This window comes from Octadecabacter antarcticus 307 (assembly GCF_000155675.2).
Lineage (GTDB): Bacteria > Pseudomonadota > Alphaproteobacteria > Rhodobacterales > Rhodobacteraceae > Octadecabacter > Octadecabacter antarcticus.
The window spans coordinates 435,492-451,365 of the sequence record NC_020911.1; the positions used below are offsets into that span (position 1 = coordinate 435,492).

At 54.8% G+C, this 15,874-nt stretch carries 10 protein-coding genes and 5 pseudogenes; 4 read left to right on the top strand and 11 right to left on the bottom strand.

Annotation, left to right across the window (positions count from 1 at the left end; translation table 11 throughout):
• Positions 1-4 precede the first annotated feature (4 nt).
• Positions 5-1,222 (bottom strand): NAD(P)/FAD-dependent oxidoreductase, encoded by a 1,218-nt coding sequence (locus OAN307_RS02300; RefSeq protein ID WP_015498248.1) that lies wholly within the window; start codon positions 1,220-1,222, stop codon positions 5-7.
• A gap of 171 nt (positions 1,223-1,393) precedes the next feature.
• Between OAN307_RS02300 and OAN307_RS02305 the strand changes: the two genes are divergently transcribed.
• On the top strand, positions 1,394-2,410 hold the full coding sequence (locus OAN307_RS02305; protein WP_015498249.1) for a Fe(3+) ABC transporter substrate-binding protein: 1,017 nt from the start codon (positions 1,394-1,396) through the stop codon (positions 2,408-2,410).
• A 425-nt stretch (positions 2,411-2,835) separates the two neighbouring features.
• Here the strand turns inward: OAN307_RS02305 and OAN307_RS02315 are convergent.
• Positions 2,836-3,165, bottom strand: a pseudogene (locus OAN307_RS02315) (integrase core domain-containing protein); the annotation flags it as partial.
• 135 nt (positions 3,166-3,300) lie between these two features.
• Here OAN307_RS02315 and OAN307_RS31110 point away from each other — a divergent pair.
• Positions 3,301-4,621, top strand: a pseudogene (locus tag OAN307_RS31110) (IS110 family transposase).
• A 242-nt stretch (positions 4,622-4,863) separates the two neighbouring features.
• Here OAN307_RS31110 and OAN307_RS29620 read toward each other — a convergent pair.
• A pseudogene (locus OAN307_RS29620) lies at positions 4,864-5,671 on the bottom strand (transposase); the annotation flags it as partial.
• A gap of 599 nt (positions 5,672-6,270) precedes the next feature.
• On the opposite strand from OAN307_RS29620, the gene OAN307_RS25025 reads away from it, so the two are divergent.
• Both OAN307_RS25025 and OAN307_RS28740 read left to right on the top strand, forming a co-directional pair.
• A complete protein-coding gene (locus OAN307_RS25025; RefSeq protein ID WP_051067939.1) occupies positions 6,271-7,470 on the top strand; it encodes a hypothetical protein in 1,200 nt (399 codons plus the stop codon).
• A 114-nt stretch (positions 7,471-7,584) separates the two neighbouring features.
• Positions 7,585-7,998 carry a hypothetical protein gene (locus OAN307_RS28740; RefSeq protein WP_187292515.1) on the top strand — a complete coding sequence of 138 codons (414 nt, stop codon included), beginning with the start codon at positions 7,585-7,587 and terminating at the stop codon, positions 7,996-7,998.
• 98 nt (positions 7,999-8,096) lie between these two features.
• Here OAN307_RS28740 and OAN307_RS02345 read toward each other — a convergent pair whose 3' ends face one another.
• The 8 genes and pseudogenes from OAN307_RS02345 to ccoO all read right to left on the bottom strand — a co-directional run bounded on the left by OAN307_RS02345 (position 8,097) and on the right by ccoO (position 15,870).
• Positions 8,097-9,782 carry an ABC transporter permease gene (locus OAN307_RS02345; RefSeq protein ID WP_015498251.1) on the bottom strand — a complete coding sequence of 562 codons (1,686 nt, stop codon included), beginning with the start codon at positions 9,780-9,782 and terminating at the stop codon, positions 8,097-8,099.
• Between the two features lie 69 nt (positions 9,783-9,851).
• On the bottom strand, positions 9,852-10,010 hold the full coding sequence (gene ccoS, locus OAN307_RS02350; protein WP_044043066.1) for a cbb3-type cytochrome oxidase assembly protein CcoS: 159 nt from the start codon (positions 10,008-10,010) through the stop codon (positions 9,852-9,854).
• A gap of 1 nt (position 10,011) precedes the next feature.
• Positions 10,012-12,196 (bottom strand): annotated as a pseudogene (locus OAN307_RS02355) (heavy metal translocating P-type ATPase).
• Entirely contained in the window at positions 12,193-12,645 is a 453-nt protein-coding gene (locus OAN307_RS02360) for a FixH family protein (RefSeq protein ID WP_015498252.1), read from the bottom strand. The pseudogene OAN307_RS02355 and the gene OAN307_RS02360 overlap by 4 nt, the downstream one beginning before the upstream one ends.
• A 3-nt stretch (positions 12,646-12,648) precedes the next feature.
• Positions 12,649-13,986 (bottom strand): cytochrome c oxidase accessory protein CcoG, encoded by a 1,338-nt coding sequence (gene ccoG, locus OAN307_RS02365; protein WP_015498253.1) that lies wholly within the window; start codon positions 13,984-13,986, stop codon positions 12,649-12,651.
• A gap of 92 nt (positions 13,987-14,078) precedes the next feature.
• Positions 14,079-14,949 (bottom strand): annotated as a pseudogene (ccoP, locus tag OAN307_RS02370) (cytochrome-c oxidase, cbb3-type subunit III).
• Entirely contained in the window at positions 14,942-15,142 is a 201-nt protein-coding gene (locus OAN307_RS02375) for a cbb3-type cytochrome c oxidase subunit 3 (protein WP_015498255.1), read from the bottom strand. Before OAN307_RS02375 ends, ccoP begins: the two are co-directional and overlap by 8 nt.
• An 11-nt stretch (positions 15,143-15,153) precedes the next feature.
• Positions 15,154-15,870 carry a cytochrome-c oxidase, cbb3-type subunit II gene (gene ccoO / locus OAN307_RS02380; protein WP_015498256.1) on the bottom strand — a complete coding sequence of 239 codons (717 nt, stop codon included), beginning with the start codon at positions 15,868-15,870 and terminating at the stop codon, positions 15,154-15,156.
• Between the last annotated feature and the right edge of the window lie 4 nt (positions 15,871-15,874).

Sequence of the window (15,874 nt, forward strand, 5' to 3'; positions counted from 1 at the left end):
GCTGCTAGATAATCGCGCTTTCGGCAAAGGGCCTGCCTGCAGCGATGCGGTCATATCCGAACGGCGCTAGGTCAAGGGTGCGGTATTCGCCATAGGTCAACAATTCAGCTGTTCCGCGCCCCATCGCAGGAGATTGCTGCAACCCGTGACCAGAAAACCCATTTACGAAGAAGAAGTTTTCAACCTCAGTGTGTGGCCCAAGAATCGCGTTCTGGTCCAAAGTGTTATAGTCATAATGCCCTGTCCATTCGGTGACGACTTTGATGGCCTCGAATTGGGGGATTCGGGTTGCAATGGTCGGCCAGATCTTGTCCTGCCATAGGCTGTGGTCCATGGTGAAATCGTTAAAATCTGCCGCCAGATCAGGGTGTGCATGGCCACCCGCCAGATAGGTTTTCGGACCGTCTTGTCGGAAATGCACGCCGGACGGATCAATCGTCAGCGGCAAGGCGCCAACAAGCGGTTGTTCGGCGGTAAATATCCACGTGAAACGCTTTCGCGGCTCAATCGGGATTTCGATCCCCGCCAGTCTGGCGGTCTTTGCCCCGCGTGGGCCTGTAGCATTGACGACCTTGCCACAAGAAATCACGTCGCCATTCGCAAGTGTGACACTGTGAACGCGCGGCCCCACAACGCGCATCGAAACGACCTCGCCCGCAATGTATTCCACGCCACGTTCGCGCGCTGATCTGCGCCACCAATCGAATACCGTGCCGCCGTCCCAGTAGCCTTCGTCGATAAGGTTAATGCTGCCCAACACGATGTCATCAACATTGTAAAACGGGTAGGCGGCCCTGATCTGGTCGGGCGTCATCAATTGCGTCGCTGCGCCCGCATCTAGCTGCACCTTTTGCGCGGTCCGCAATTGGCCCGCGAAGGCGTCGGTGTCGGCGAGATACATGTAGCCAAAGCTCTGAATCGACAGGTCCGGCACGCGGGCATCATTGCCCATGTACGCTTTAAAGCCCTTGATGAACGCAGCGCCGAATTGGGAAATCTTGACGTTCAACGGATTGCTGAACTGCTGGCGAATACAAGAATTCGTATGGGCGGTCGCGCAGTTTGCATAAGTTGGGTCGCGTTCAATCACTAAAATCGTGCCGTCAAAATCAGGATTATCTGTCAAGAACCACGCCACGGCGGACCCGTATATCGCGCCACCGACGATTACCACATCGTAGCTGTTGCGCGTAGCGCTTGTTTCAAATTGTCTAACTGCCATGCCTGATCCGCCTCGTTACCACTTGGGGCTTAAAATGCGGCGCCGGTCAAGCGTTGTTGGCCAAGCGTCATGGGTTAGGGATTAATTCCGATAAATTTAGTCAGGATTGCTTGACGGATGGATGCTAGGAAGATATCTGATCGAAATAGTCAGATATAAAGGATAGACTAAATGCCAACCAAAACTATCACCCTTGCAGCGTTGTTGCTGAGCACTGCCGCACCTGTGTTCGCCGACGGTGAACTGAACTTGTATTCATCACGTCACTACGACACAGACGAACGGCTCTATTCAGATTTTGAGGCGGCTACAGGCATCACCATCAACCGGATCGAAGGCAAAGCTGATGAATTGATCGCGCGGATGGAAGCCGAAGGCGTGAATTCTCCTGCTGACGTGCTTTTGACTGTCGATACATCACGGCTTGAGAGGGCGAAGGATGCGGGAGTGCTGCAATCCATCGAAAGCGATATCCTTGAGGAACGTATCCCGGCGAGCCTGCAGGACAGCGACAACCAATGGTACGGATTTTCCCAACGCGCACGGATCATTTTCTACGACAAGGCCAATGTTGAGAACCCGCCGCTGACATATCTCGCGCTTGCGGATCCTGCATACCAAGGCATGGTTTGTCACCGGTCATCGACCAATGTGTATTCACAGACGCTTTTGTCTAGCGTGATCGAGAACCACGGTGAAGAGGCAGCACGCGGTTGGGCACAAGGCGTTGTGAACAACTTTGCACGCGATCCACAAGGTGGCGATACCGACCAGTTGCGCGGTCTTGTGTCGGGCGAATGCGATATATCGATTTCGAACACTTACTATTTCGCCCGCGCGATCCGTACCGACGTTGACGGCCTGCCCGCCGACGCTCGCGAAAACATCGGCTGGGTCTTTCCATCGCAAGATGCCGAAGGCGCACACATGAACTTGTCCGGCGGCGGCGTGGCAGCACACGCACCGAACCGCGACAATGCGGTCGCTTTCCTCGAATACCTTGCGTCAGATCAGGCGCAGCAGTATTTCTCTGCTGGAAACGATGAATACCCGGCGGTTCCCGGTGTTGAACTGTCCCCTTCGGTTCAGGCCTTGGGAGACTACATCGGCGATACAGTAAACCTAAGCGAGGTGGCTAAGAATTTGCCGCTTGCCCAAGAGATATTCAACGAAGTTAATTGGAAATAGCCTTAAGCAATCCAAAAAAAGGGGGGCGTGGTCAAGGCTGACGCATTCCGGCTTTTGGGACACAGAACTGACGCCTACCAAGTTTTTGCTTGGTAGGCGTTTGATTTTACAGATCATTTAGAGATAGGAGATACTAAGAGTTGGGGGAGAAGTGTCCCGCGACCACACATTGCAAAAAATGTCCGAAAGGTTTCCGTTTCATCCGAAACGACCAACATCTCTTTCGGCTTTGGAGGCCATCTTGACGAAACGACAGATAGGAAATCTGATGGTCAAGAGTGTTCCAAAACTAAACTTGCGTGAAGTTTATCCCGCAGTGTCCGAAGAAATCAACCACAATACTTGTGGTGATGTCGATTGCGACTGACCTGTGCCCCAATTTCCCTCCAGCTTTGCGCGGAGTCCTTGGTGCTAAATCTTTGACCTTAAGCGGCCATCTTGTCGATGATCCTTCTCTCTAAAAATTCCATTGGCGTCAGGTTCCCCAGAGCTGAATGTGGTCTGCGCCAGTTGTAGTCGTCCTGCCATTCTTCAAGCGTTTTGCGGGCGTCGCCCAATGTAGCAAACAGCGTTTCATTGAGGCATTCATCTCTTAGTTTACCGTTGAAGCTTTCGATGAACCCGTTCTGCTGGGGCTTGCCCCCTCTCATGGTTTGCAAGCAAACCACTGCCGGGCGGCGGGACGCGATATAATGCCAATCGATACCCGTATTTTGAACCCATTTGAGGATCGCCATGCTGGTGAATTCTGTGCCGTAACACCTTCGGAATATCGCTAATTTAAGGCTATGACTGCCTGCGCAGCCCCAAATAACGCAGCAGGTGGTCATAGCCGTGCCTCAGGTCCCTACGGTGGTTTTGTACAAACCACACCGCAAAGGAGACCAACTATGACCGATATCATTATTACACAAACTGCGCCCGTTTTGGTGGCCATCGATATCTCGAAGGCCCGCGACGAAGTTCTCATTGCTATTGCGGACAAGAAGCGCTGCCGTCGTTTGACTGTTCTGAACCAGCTAGACGACTTCAATCGTCTAATCACATCGCTTGCCTGCTACGGCCGCCCTGTCCGTGTAGCTTTTGAAGCAACGGGTAATTATCACCGTGCCTTGGCTTATCATCTTGCCGCAGCAGGTTTTGAGTTGAAGTTGGTGTCATCTGTGGCCCTGGCCAGAACGCGAGAGGCCTTGCACAACAGTTGGGACAAAAACGACCCTAAGGATGCCCAGGTCATTCTTCACATGATGGAGATCGGGAACGAGCAGTTTTATCATGCCCCCCTCGTGCGTGGCACTAACGACATCCAAGAGCTTTCCAAAACGCATGACATCGTATCCAAGTCGAAGACCGAGTTGTGGCACCGAGTTGTGGCACCGAGTTTTAACCCATTATCTGCCGCTGTATTTTCCTGAAGCTGATCGTTTCCATCGCAGTTCTCGCAGTTCTCGCAGTGACTGGTTCTTTGCTTTCCTTGAACGTTATCCGTCACCACACTTGATCTCAGCCATGAGCAAGGAGGCATTCATCGCTGACGCTTGGGATGTGGTGGGCCTCAAGGTTGCAAAAGAGCGTTTACTTTCAGATATCTACGAGACTGCCAAAGTATCAGTCGGACTGCCGGTTGCCGCAGATTCCGACGCGATAAGCATGTTCAAAAGGAACGTCAGAGTAGCCCTGCTACAGATCGCCTCGCAGCACACTAAATCAGGTCAAAGGGGGGTGGCCGGATGCCCCGGAACCCCCGGCCGGATCAAATCGGTATGGGTGGCCGGATTGCCCCGGAATACGCAATGCTTTGACAATTTTGGCAGAAGCTGGGGATGTACGGCGCTTTCGTCATCACCGGCAGTTTTTGAAGTTCTGTGGAATGGACCTTGCGACTATGCAATCAGGTACATTCAGAGGGCAAACCAAACTGTCAAAATATGGCAATGCTCGGCTTCGTTGAACGCTTTGGATGGCTGGACAGGTTGCTATTCTGCAGCGCACCAACAGCTTCCGCGACAAGTTCGAGCGCTACATCGCCAAAGACCGTCACAACACCCATTTGCGCCGAAAGGCGTACACCGCAATCGCAGCGAAGATGGCCCGAACCGTTCATGGGATCATCAAGCACGGCGAACCATATCGCCCCTTCTTTGAGGGGTGATCGACAGCAGTAGGACCTTTCTCTGTAAGGGCCGTGGAGGCAGACAACTGACCTCGTAGATAATGTTTAGGCCTTCTGCTCAACGACCCAAAGATCTCGTCTTAAGGACGGTGAGAGCCGCAAAAGCGTACTCTGTGTTTGTTATGGGAGAGACAGTTCGTTGACCAAAATGCCAAACTGAGCAATGCTTCTAACGTGTCGAGACGCCTCGATGCGACAATAACCTGACGCCAATTCAGCTAATCATTCCGCGCATAGGACGTTATCGACACGTATGGTTTGGGGTTTGCCGCGCTCAGCATGATGTGTCCGCGACAAGTACCAGGTTCTCGCGGCTGAAGTCATCGACAACCGTCAGAATACGAAACCGGCGACCGTCAGTCAGCGCGTCAGACACAAAATCTAATGACCATCTCTGGTTAGGACCATCACAGGCAGCACCATCGGCTTCCGCGTGCCCAAAGCGCGCTTTCTACCGCCCCTACGACGCACTTGGAGCTTCTCTTCAGTGTAAATGCGTCTCACCTTTTTGTGGTTCACCGCAAAGCCTTCGCGCGCGATCATCACATGAACACGACGGCAACCAAACCGTCGCCGCTCCCTCGAAACCCGCTTGATGGCATCACGCAACTCAGCGTCATCGCCACGGCGAGACGGATACCGCACCGTTGATCGATCAACTTGCAAGACATCGCACGCCCCCTCTCGGCAGATTGCTTTGCAATCGCCTGCCGGGCAATGGTCGCTGGCTAACCTGATGAGTTTCCATCAAGTGAACCACAGCTTTAAGCTTCCCAACGGGCGTCACCATTTTTTTGAATTGATGTCTCGCAACATTGCATTGTCCCTCGCCTGACAGGGTATTGCGCAGCAATGTCCCGAGAAGAGAGCATCTGTTCCGCTAGCAGCTTCTTTAGCTTCCCGTTCTCGTCTTCCAAGGCCCGCAACCGCTTCGCGTCAGACGGCTCCATGCCTCCATACTTCGATGTGTATTTATAGAACGTCGCTGAACTGATCCCGTGCCGCCGACATACATCAGCAGTCTTCTCCCCAGATTCCTGTTCTTTGATAATTGCTATGATCTGTTCGTCTGTAAATCGTGCCTTCATTTGTCCGTCCTTTTGTTGGGCGGACTCTACACAAATCTGGAGGAGTTTTAGGGGCGCAGGTCACGACAACGACGGTGTTGCTCCGGATTTTTCGCTACCCACCTTCAAGGGCCGCAATGCTACTCAACGCAAACTTCTCGCATCAATAAAGCTGCCAGCCCTTGCGACTGGCAAAGGCATATACACGCTCGACGGTGATGATAAGGCGTCGAGGGTATCCCAGGTTTTCGAGTATCAGGGCGATCCGCACGCTTGGGATGACGGGAGAAATCTCATTTGCCATCATCAAAAGGGAAACCGAACCTGCGAGGTATCGTTTAATATTTTCTCGAATGAACATCTCCTCGACGAAATCGACAGGCTGATGACACAGAATGGACTACTTGAAGGGCCAGTCTGTGGGTGTTGTGGCGCTCGGTATCTGGATGCACCGGACGAGTTTATCTTCAATGGAACGCACGGCAAACTCGCGCCCGCGCGTAGAGGGAAGCGGCCGAAGCCTTCTGGATTCCGGATCATTCATAAACCCTGTAAAGGGCAGCCCGGTGCGCGTATCTCCGTTTCCCTGGACCATCAGGCACAAAAGAAGAAGAGCGATAATGGTGCGCCTGCTCAGGGAGTTGGTCAATGGCGCAAGTATCAACGACCTCCAACGCCTTTTGTCGGACCCCGATACGGGCAAGAAATGCGGTGTGAGCCGTATTTACAGTCGTATTTTCTTTTTGGAAAAGATCCTGCTCGCGTTTGAGCGCGCGAAACTGCAAGATTGGAAAGCTAAGGAAGACGCATCCGACCGGTTCAGCCATATGCGCATCGCGCACGATGATGTGGTCATTTCAGTAAACTGGGAAAGTCGGTTTGATCGCCGCCTGACGCCTCTTCACTGCTCGGTCAGCGCAGACATCCGCAGTGGATATGTCTTCCGGATTGATGCCAACTTCGACCCGCGTGTCGATCCTGCTGCTTTCTTCGAAGAGCACTACCTCGATGTTGCCGGCCAGCCCCGCAATATCCGTAAACAATACACCCAGAAGTCTGGCAAGGTCGTGAGCGCCCCATTGCTTCACTTCCAAAGGCCGAGCGGTAGGTTTGATGAGGCCGCGTTCTTTGCCAGCGCCGAGAGTAGCTGGCGGGTTTTTGAGGAAAAGTTGAAGAAGGCCTATGAGGAAGACATTTCTTGCGGCATTGATCTGCCCGATGATGTTCAGCAAGGTCTTTGGGAATCAGGTGCGCGACGCCGGGTTCTCAATGAGATCCGCAACGGATACTTCGGCCTTGTAGATACCAACCGCGATCACCGCGGCAGTTTCAAGGGGGTAGTCGTTAAACAGACCTATACAAAGGCTGCGCACCTTGCGTGCCTGCGAAAGATGCTGCCAGATGGCAAGATTACCCTGGTTGGCGAACAAGAAGCTGCGATGGTGCGAGTTGTCCCTCACATTTTCCGAGACTTGATTAGGGAGGACAAGTTCGAATGGTTTGTGATGTCCTTCGACAAGGAAGCTTCTACGCCAACGAACCAAAGCCGTATCAAAAAATTCGAAAAGGCGTTCGAGGAGTTTGGTGAGATTCAGACGCGGATTGTAGGCGAAGAGCTTCCGAGATGGGAGCTATTGAGACGGTTCTGCGCAGCAGGGCTAATGCCAGCAGTGAAGACTGATAGCCAGGACGCGGTGCATCCTTTTCCGATCGCCAACTTTCAATCTGCCCAGTTCCCACAGTTCTGGGCCAGCTCGCCTGTCCAGCATTACGGTGAGACCGAAAAGACGGTGGGCTTTCCAGTGCTCCGGTCAAAATAGCGAAAGCGTTTGAAGTCGGTAGGCTTCGATCAAAAGATAGCTGATGACGATCTAAGGGAGGCGCTCGCTCGTCGTGTGTTGAACACCACAATCCAGCCTGTATGAACCGCTTTTATGAACTCTGTGCGGAGCCGGATCAGTCCAACCGCGCGGGCAGGTGGGCGCGGCAGTCGAAACGGTCCCAGCTACATAAACGGCGCAGTATTTAATCCTGCTAGCTTGGTCGCCCTGCTCAATATCTATCGCGTGTATTACAACTGGTTCGAGACACGGCAGTATGTAGCGTCTGGGTCGTCGGGGCAGGGCACAACCGAGGTGGCCCAAGGTGTCTCTACAGTGCGGGTTCCTGGATCGTCCAAATCCCTGAAAGTCCCGAAGCGGCGAACCGCCGCGCCGGTAATGCGGACCCCGGCGATGCGGCTGGGTGCCGACAATCCAAAGAACAAGGCACCTGATCCACGCAGGATCTTTTATCGACCTTGGTTGTTCCACGGCACACCGCTTTGGAGAAAGTTCGAGACACGGTAATGGCTTTCTCAATCAAGAGGCCCCCGCGAAATAAATCGCGAAAGCCTCTATGTGTCCCAAAAGCCGGAATGCGTCAGGTCAAGGCCGCGCCCCTTTTCTTATGCCCTGTGCGCAGCGACCTGACGACACAGCAAGATCACCGGCAGCAACCCGATTGCCCCAATCAAAAGGCTTGGCACTGCCGCGCCGTTCAGCCGTTCATCGGACGCCAATCGGAATGCCTGAACCGCCAATGTATCAAAGTTGAACGGCCTCATGATGAGCGTGGCAGGTAGTTCTTTCATGACATCGACAAAGACTATCAACGCGGCAGTCAACAGGCTTGGCGTTAGGATAGGCACGTGAACGCGGCGCACGGTGCCAATGGAATTTTGCCCCAAAACGCGGCTGGCGGCGTCAATGTTGCGGCTAACGACGGCAATTCCGCCTTCATAGGCGCCCAACGCGGCGGCGAGAAATCTAATCATATACGCGCCGATCAGCAGCCAGATGGATCCCGTAAACAACAACCCCGTTGAGACATCAAAGGTGGCGCGCATCCAGGCATCCAGCGCATTGTCAAAGGCCGCAAAGGGCACGATTAAACCAACCGCAATTACGCCCCCCGGCACGGCATACCCGATCCGCGCGATATACAGCGCCGCCGCCGCCGAACGAGTTTCGCGCAACCGGTTGAGACTCCCCAGTAAGACCGCAGCTGCGACCGTGACCAATGCCGCAATAGTTGCCAAAGTCAGTGAATTTTTGATGAAGTGAACGTATCGCGGACTGAACAGATTTTGTTCTGACCCTACCGCCATAACGGACAATGCCAGCACCGGAATGATAACGCCGAGCATAACTGGCAAACCACACAAGATCACCGCGCCCCACTTAGTGACACCTGCCAGTGGAATGCGACCTACCACGTCTTGGCGTTTGCCGTTACTGAACCGCGCGCGGCCCCGATTTGCGCGTTCCAACATCGCCAGAAGCAACGCGAAGGCCAGCAGCCCAAGCGATAATTGCGCCGCTGCGCCACGATCGGCCATGGAAAACCAACTGTTGTGGATGCCAGTCGCCAACGTTTGTACTCCGAAATAGGACACGGTGCCGAAATCCGCGATCGTCTCCATCATTGTGAGAAGAACACCCGCTGCAATGGCAGGGCGCGCCAAGGGCAGGGATATCGACAGGAATGCACGCACGGGCGATTTGCCCAACGATCGCGCCGCAAGGAACGTCGTCGCGCTTTGCCCCAGAAACGCGGCGCGCGCGAGCAGGTAGACATAGGGGTACAACACTAAGATTAGCATGATCGCCGCGCCGCCCAAACTGCGAATTTCAGGAAACCAATAGTCGCGTGGCCCCCAGCCGGTCACATCGCGCAGTGCGGCTTGGACGATGCCGGGATGGTCCAGAACATGGGTGTAAGCGTAGGCCAAAACATAGGCGGGAAATGCCAGGGGGATCACCAGCGCGACCTCAAGCCAGCGCCGACCTGGGAAGTCGGTCATCGTCACTAACCACGCTGACACTGTACCTATCATAAAAGTGCCAAAACCCACAATGACGACCAGGCCGGCGGTGTTGCGCATATAGTCATCGAGAACCGTCCCGGCGAGGTGGCGCAGCGTGTCGGTATCGCTCGAAAATGATGCAAGCCCGACCGCAAGGAACGGCAAAAGACAGAACATCGCAATCAGGAACGCGAGCAAGGCCATCGTTTTGTCGGCCATAAACCACGACGGTTTCGCGGTCGGGGGGGGCGCAGTTGGGGTGGGGTTTTGTGTGCTGTCGGACATGACCGCTTGCTACCCTATCGCCTGCGCGGCGTCTATCTAAGACCTATTGTTTTAGTCGGGATTAAGGCATCAGTCAGCTGGGCGATCGTCATATTCGTAACGCAGGATACGCGCGGCGTCGCCATCGGGGTCTTCATATTGGTCTGACCGAAGGGTCCATAAGAAACCGACAAGGCCGAGCGCACCAAGCGTGAGAGAGATCGGAATGAGGTAGGCGAGAACATTCATATCACCGAACCCTCAGGGCATTAAGGGACACGATAATTGAACTTGTCGACATGGCAATTGCGGCCGACAGCGGCGTGGCAAAGCCGAAGAAAGCAAAGGGAACCGCAATCATATTGTAGCAAGCCGCAACGCCAAAATTTTCGAGGATACGCTGACGGGCAGAACGCGCGATCCGCAAAGCGTCTTCTATCTTTGAAACATCACCAGAGATCAGGACAATGTCAGCGGCAACCCGCGTGGCGTCCAACGCGGATGCAGGCGCGATAGAGACGTGCGCCAGTGCCATCGCCGCTGTGTCATTCAACCCGTCACCAACCATCAGAACGTGCTTGCCTTGTGTGCTTAATTTTTTAAGAAACTTCGCTTTCTCGGTTGGCAGGACGTCAGAACGCCAATCAGTAAGGTTAATTATTTCTGCGAATCGTTTAACATTTGACGCGGTATCGCCGGACAATAACGTGACAGGCAGACTTCGATTCTGCAGGTGTTCCAAAAGCTGGCCAACGCCCGCCCGCAAGATGTCTTGAAATTCAAAGGTTGCATGGATGTGGTCATCGACAGCCAGAACTGTGCCTTGTCCCGCTAGGCCCGCCCAGTCAGCCCGCCCCAGCGCGACGCGTTTGCCATTCCAAAACCCTGAAATCCCGTAACCCGGCAGTTCCTTGATGCCGGTCAGTGTGACAGTCGGCAATTCCTGGCCTTGCGTCGCGGCGACGATGGCGCGGCTGCGCGGATGTGCTGACGCCATGGCAAGCGTTGCTGCAAGAGCGAGGTCCTGCGGCGCGATATTGCGTAGATTCAACAGCGCCGGCTTGCCCAAAGTCAGTGTACCAGTCTTGTCAAAGATAACGGTGTCGACTTCGGCCAAACGTTCCAGTGCGGTTGCGTGTTTCACAAGCAAGCCACGACGAAACAGCGCACCGGAGGCGACTGTGGACACCGCAGGAACCGCCAAACCCAAGGCGCAAGGACAGGTGATAATCAGCGTCGCGACCGCGATGTTAAGGGAATAGCGCACGTCACTGCCCGACGGATACATCCACATCACAAAGGCCGCGAACGCCAGCAGGTGCACGGCGGGCGCATAGATCGCGGCGGCGCGGTCCGCGAGTGAATTGTAGCGCGATTTAGCTTCTTCCGCGACAGAGATCAGGTCAGCGAGGGAGTGCAAACGTATCTTTGCCAACGGCCGTCACCCGCACGTTGAGCGGTCCTGTGAGATTGATTTCACCGGCACGCAGGATGTCATCGGGCCACACACAGACGGGGTCGGACTCGCCCGTCAGAAACGCGAGGTCAAGTTCGCTTTCGCCACGCATGATCTGTCCGTCGACCGGCATCCGCGCGCCGGGTCGGACAAGAACAAGATCGCCGATGCAAAGATTAGACAGAGACACCGTTTGCGGTATTCCATCGTTCAGGCGCAAGGCAGTTGGCGTTTCCTGCGCAGCAAGTTCCGTGGCGGCCGAGCGCGCCACAGTACGGGTGCGCTGGTCAAGGTAGCGCCCAGCCAGCAGGAAGAAGGTCAATGACAAGGCTGCGTCAAAATAGGCGTGATCGCCAGAATTGGCGACTTCAAACAATGACATTCCAGCGGCCAGAAAAATGGCGAGAGAGATCGGGACATCCATGTTGAGCCGCGCAACACGCAAAGCCCGCCAAGCGTTTACGTAAAATGGCTGCGCTGCGAAGATGATCGTCGGCAACGCGATGACAGCGGAAATCCAGTGGAACAGATCGCGGGTGGCATCGCTGGCCCCAGACCATACTGCAACAGACAGCAGCATGACATTCATCATCGCAAAGCCTGCCACACCAAGGCGCATCAAAAGATCACGCGCGGCACGGTCAGAATGATTGGCCGATAATGTGGCTTGGTCCAGTGGTTGCGCATCATAGCCCAACGCCGCGAGCGCTTCTGTCAGCATCACGTCATCAATGTCGGGGCTTACATGCACTGTCGCTCGTTTGCGGGTCAGGTTCACCCGCACATGCGACACCCCGGTCAAGTCCATCAAGCCACGTTCAACAATTGAAATGCAGGCAGCACAGTGGATCGTGGGAAGGGACAGCGCGACTTCGCGGTCGCCACGCTTTGCGGTATTGCCTGCCTGCTCGGTCGCAAGTGCTGTGGCGTCGCATCCGGGGCAGGCGGACAGGCCGATATGGGCATCTGCAACTGTCATCTTTGGACCAAGACAACGACGCGTTGGCGAAAGGCTGTACCGTCTTGCGCGGTGGCTTCCATGCGCAGGTTCCAATTGCCTGGCGCGGTGGTCACTGGGGCAATATATTTGGTTCCGGTGAAAATGAAATCTGGCGTCTGATCATCGCGTACGTTGGTCGCGCGCCCGAATATGCCATCAAGTTCGGCGACCTCAACAGGGCGACCATCTGCCTCGGTGATACTAAGGTGAAGTTCGTCATCAGACACGTTCGCCGAAACAGTCCAGCCGAGTGCCAGTTGCGCACTGCGATCTGCATCGAAATTCTGGCTGGCAACGTATGAGTTTTTTACTTCTAACCCGGGAAAGGTCGCGACCGCCGAATACGCCAGCAACAGGTTGACCGAAAGGATCACGCCAAATGCGCCTGCCATCCCAAAGAATAATTTGCGCCCAGTAAGTGGTGCCATGATCTAGGTTCCCCCCGTGCCGTTAAAATATGTATCGTCGTGGGCGCGTTCATCGTTGATTGTGTCGATAACCCAGAACCGCATGGGCGTGCGATCATCGGTTGACGCTGGGGTTTGCGCAGCGGCGCTGACAAAGACCCGCTCAAGATGGGTTGAATCGGCTGGCACATCCACAACGTTGTTTCCGTTGGCTTGACCTTGAACGTCGATCTGAAGCGCGGCATCAGATGTGACAGACAGTTCAAATGGCCGCGTTTCACCGTGTTTATTGCGCAGGCGGATTTCGTAAACATTGCGGATCGTGCCATCGGAAAGGACGACATAGGTCGGATTTCGCACAGCCGCGACGGTCATGTTGATGTCGGGTTGAATGAACAAAGCAACCACCAACCCAATTCCGACAATGGACCACAGACCTGAATAGATCAGGGTGCGCGGTCGCAGGATGTGCTGCCAAACCCGTTTTGTCGGCTGAGCATTGCGTTCTGCTTCTTCATCATCAAGTGACAGATAATCAACAAGCCCACGCGGCTTGCCGATCTTGGCCATGATGTCGTCGCATGCATCAATGCACAGCCCGCAGGTGATGCATTCCATTTGTTGCCCGTCGCGGATGTCGATGCCGACAGGACACACGTTGACGCAGGCCATGCAGTCGATGCAATCACCTTGCGGTGTGTCCTCAGTGATCTCAGCCGAATGTTTGCGCGGCTCACCGCGCCGGGCGCGGTAGCCGATGGTGATTGTATCTTCATCCATCATAGCGGCTTGGATGCGCGGCCAAGGGAAGGCGTAGATGCAGACCTGTTCGCGCGCGATGCCGCCAAAGAACACGGTGGAAACGGTTAGGATTGCCATGGTTGTATAGGCAACCGGATGCGCGGTTCCATTGATCAGGTTCACCAGCAGTGTAGGCGCATCGGTAAAATAGAAGACCCACGCGCCGCCCGTGGCCAACGCGATCACCAACCAGATTGCGTATTTCGTCAATCGCAATCGGAGTTTACGGACATCCCATTTTGCATTCCAAAGACGAACGCGGGCGTTGCGGTCGCCTTCAATCCAGCGTTCCGTCGCAATAAATAGGTCCGTCCAGACGGTTTGTGGACAGGCATAGCCACACCAAACGCGGCCCATGGCGGATGTGAACAAGAACAGGCCAAGTCTCGCCATGATCAGCAACCCGGCAATGAAATAGAATTCATGTGGCCAGATTTCGATCCAAAAAAAGAAGAATCGCCGACTGGCAAGGTCGATCAGAACCGCTTGGTCCGGCAGTTCTGCACCACGGTCCCAGCGGATCCATGGAGTCAGATAATAGATGCTGAGCGTCAGGATCATGATCACCCATTTTAGTGACCGGAATTTGCCCTTCACCTTGCGCGGGAAGACAGGCTCGCGTTTTGCGTAAAGTGGCTTATTATCGGTGGATGTCACTGCGCGCTGCCAAGTTGATGAACGTAGGCGGCAACAGCGTTAATTTCGGAAAGACTTAGCCCACTTGCCCCACGGAATTCTTCGGACCATGTGGGCATAACGCCAAAGCGGGCATCATGAATGCTCGTACGGATCGTGTCCGCGTCGCCGCCATAAAGCCAGATTGCGTCGCTCAGGTTTGGCGCGCCGATGTCTTCCACTCCAAGCCCTGCATCACCGTGACACGGTGCACAATTATCATAGAACAGCGTGGACCCAACCCCTGCCAGAACGGCATCATGGTCTTGGCCTGAAATCGAAAGGACATGCTGAACGATCGCATCAATTTCATCATCCGCAAGGATTTTGTCGGCGCCAAAAGCAGGCATCTGGGTGTAATGACTGTCAAAGGACTGCTCGTTCCGGATGCCGTGGGTGACCGTGTAAGCAATTTGTCCAATTTCGCCGCCCCAAAGCCAGTCGTCATCAAGCAGGTTTGGATAACCGCCTGCCTGTACGCCAGCCGCGCCACTTTCGTGGCACTGCGAACAGTTCGCCGCAAATATGGACCCGCCTGCATTGACTGCGAAGGTGTGCAATTCCGCGTCCTCGCGGATCGCCGTTAGGTCCACCGAGGCCAGCCGCGCCAGAATTGCCGCGTTTGACGCATTCACGCGGGCGATGTCTTCGGCGACTTCGCCACGGGTCGAATAGCCTAACAGACCCTGCGTCGCGCCACTGATCAGCGGCCAAGCAGGGTAGAGCCCAGATGATTGTCAGATAGAAAACCCAGACCCACCAACGTGGCATTGGATTGTCGAGCTCTTCGACGCCGTCCCAAACGTGACCCGTGGTGTCGACGTCGTCTTTTTTGTCTTGCTTATTCATTTTGAGCCTCCGGACCTTTGGTGGTGTCGTTGACTGGACCGTCTTCGTGGCGGAATATGACGTTGGCGGCATCGTCGTGCAGATCGCGTGATCCGGGGCGGAAGGCCCAAAACCACACGAACGCAAGAAAGATAAACAGCGCGAGCAACGCCCAGCTATCGGCGAGTTCGCGAAGGAATATATAGGTGTCCATGTGCTGTCCCCCTAGCGGCTTGCATCAGGTGTGAAGGTCGAAAAATCGACCAGCGTGCCCAGCATTTGAAGATACGCATCCATTTCGGAAATTCCATCACTGCTGTTGAAGTTACGGACCTGTGCGCCCGGGTAGCGTTCGACCAGATCATCCCAATCACTGAACGGGTCGGCTTGGGCGATGAAATCCGCCTGCGCGTTCTCGATCATGTCGTCCGTGTATGGGACGCCGACAGCCGCATGGGTCTTCACCAGATCTGCAATGTGATCAGGCTCAATGAAGCGGTTCGTCAAGAATGAATATGGCGGCATAACCGATTCTGGCACGACTGATTGCGGATCACTGAGGTGATCAATGTGCCAAGCATCCGAATAACGTCCACCGACACGCGCAAGGTCCGGCCCCGTCCGTTTAGACCCCCACTGATGCGGGTGGTCGTACATAGATTCCGCAGCGAGGCTATAGTGCCCGTAGCGTTCAACCTCATCGCGAATCGGGCGGATCATCTGGGAGTGGCAGACATAACAACCCTCGCGCACGTAGATGTCGCGCACTGCCAATTCCAGCGGGGAATAGGGCCGCATGCCCTCAACCTTTTCGATGGTGTTTTCAAGATAGAACAGCGGTACGATTTCAACGATCCCGCCGATGGCGACAACCACTAGGCTGCCGACCAACAGGAGCGACGCGTTCTTTTCGATGACCTTATGGCGATCAAGAATTCCCATAATC

Excerpts from the sequence above, each read along its gene's own strand:
- OAN307_RS02300 (WP_015498248.1), bottom strand. The coding sequence starts at position 1,222 with ATGGCAGTTAGACAATTTGAAACAAGCGCTACGCGCAACAGCTACGAT.
- OAN307_RS02305 (WP_015498249.1), top strand. The coding sequence starts at position 1,394 with ATGCCAACCAAAACTATCACCCTTGCAGCGTTGTTGCTGAGCACTGCC.
- OAN307_RS25025 (WP_051067939.1), top strand. The coding sequence starts at position 6,271 with ATGGTGCGCCTGCTCAGGGAGTTGGTCAATGGCGCAAGTATCAACGAC.
- OAN307_RS28740 (WP_187292515.1), top strand. The coding sequence starts at position 7,585 with ATGAACTCTGTGCGGAGCCGGATCAGTCCAACCGCGCGGGCAGGTGGG.
- OAN307_RS02345 (WP_015498251.1), bottom strand. The coding sequence starts at position 9,782 with ATGTCCGACAGCACACAAAACCCCACCCCAACTGCGCCCCCCCCGACC.
- ccoS (WP_044043066.1), bottom strand. The coding sequence starts at position 10,010 with ATGAATGTTCTCGCCTACCTCATTCCGATCTCTCTCACGCTTGGTGCG.
- OAN307_RS02360 (WP_015498252.1), bottom strand. The coding sequence starts at position 12,645 with ATGGCACCACTTACTGGGCGCAAATTATTCTTTGGGATGGCAGGCGCA.
- ccoG (WP_015498253.1), bottom strand. The coding sequence starts at position 13,986 with ATGATCCTGACGCTCAGCATCTATTATCTGACTCCATGGATCCGCTGG.
- OAN307_RS02375 (WP_015498255.1), bottom strand. The coding sequence starts at position 15,142 with ATGGACACCTATATATTCCTTCGCGAACTCGCCGATAGCTGGGCGTTG.
- ccoO (WP_015498256.1), bottom strand. The coding sequence starts at position 15,870 with ATGGGAATTCTTGATCGCCATAAGGTCATCGAAAAGAACGCGTCGCTC.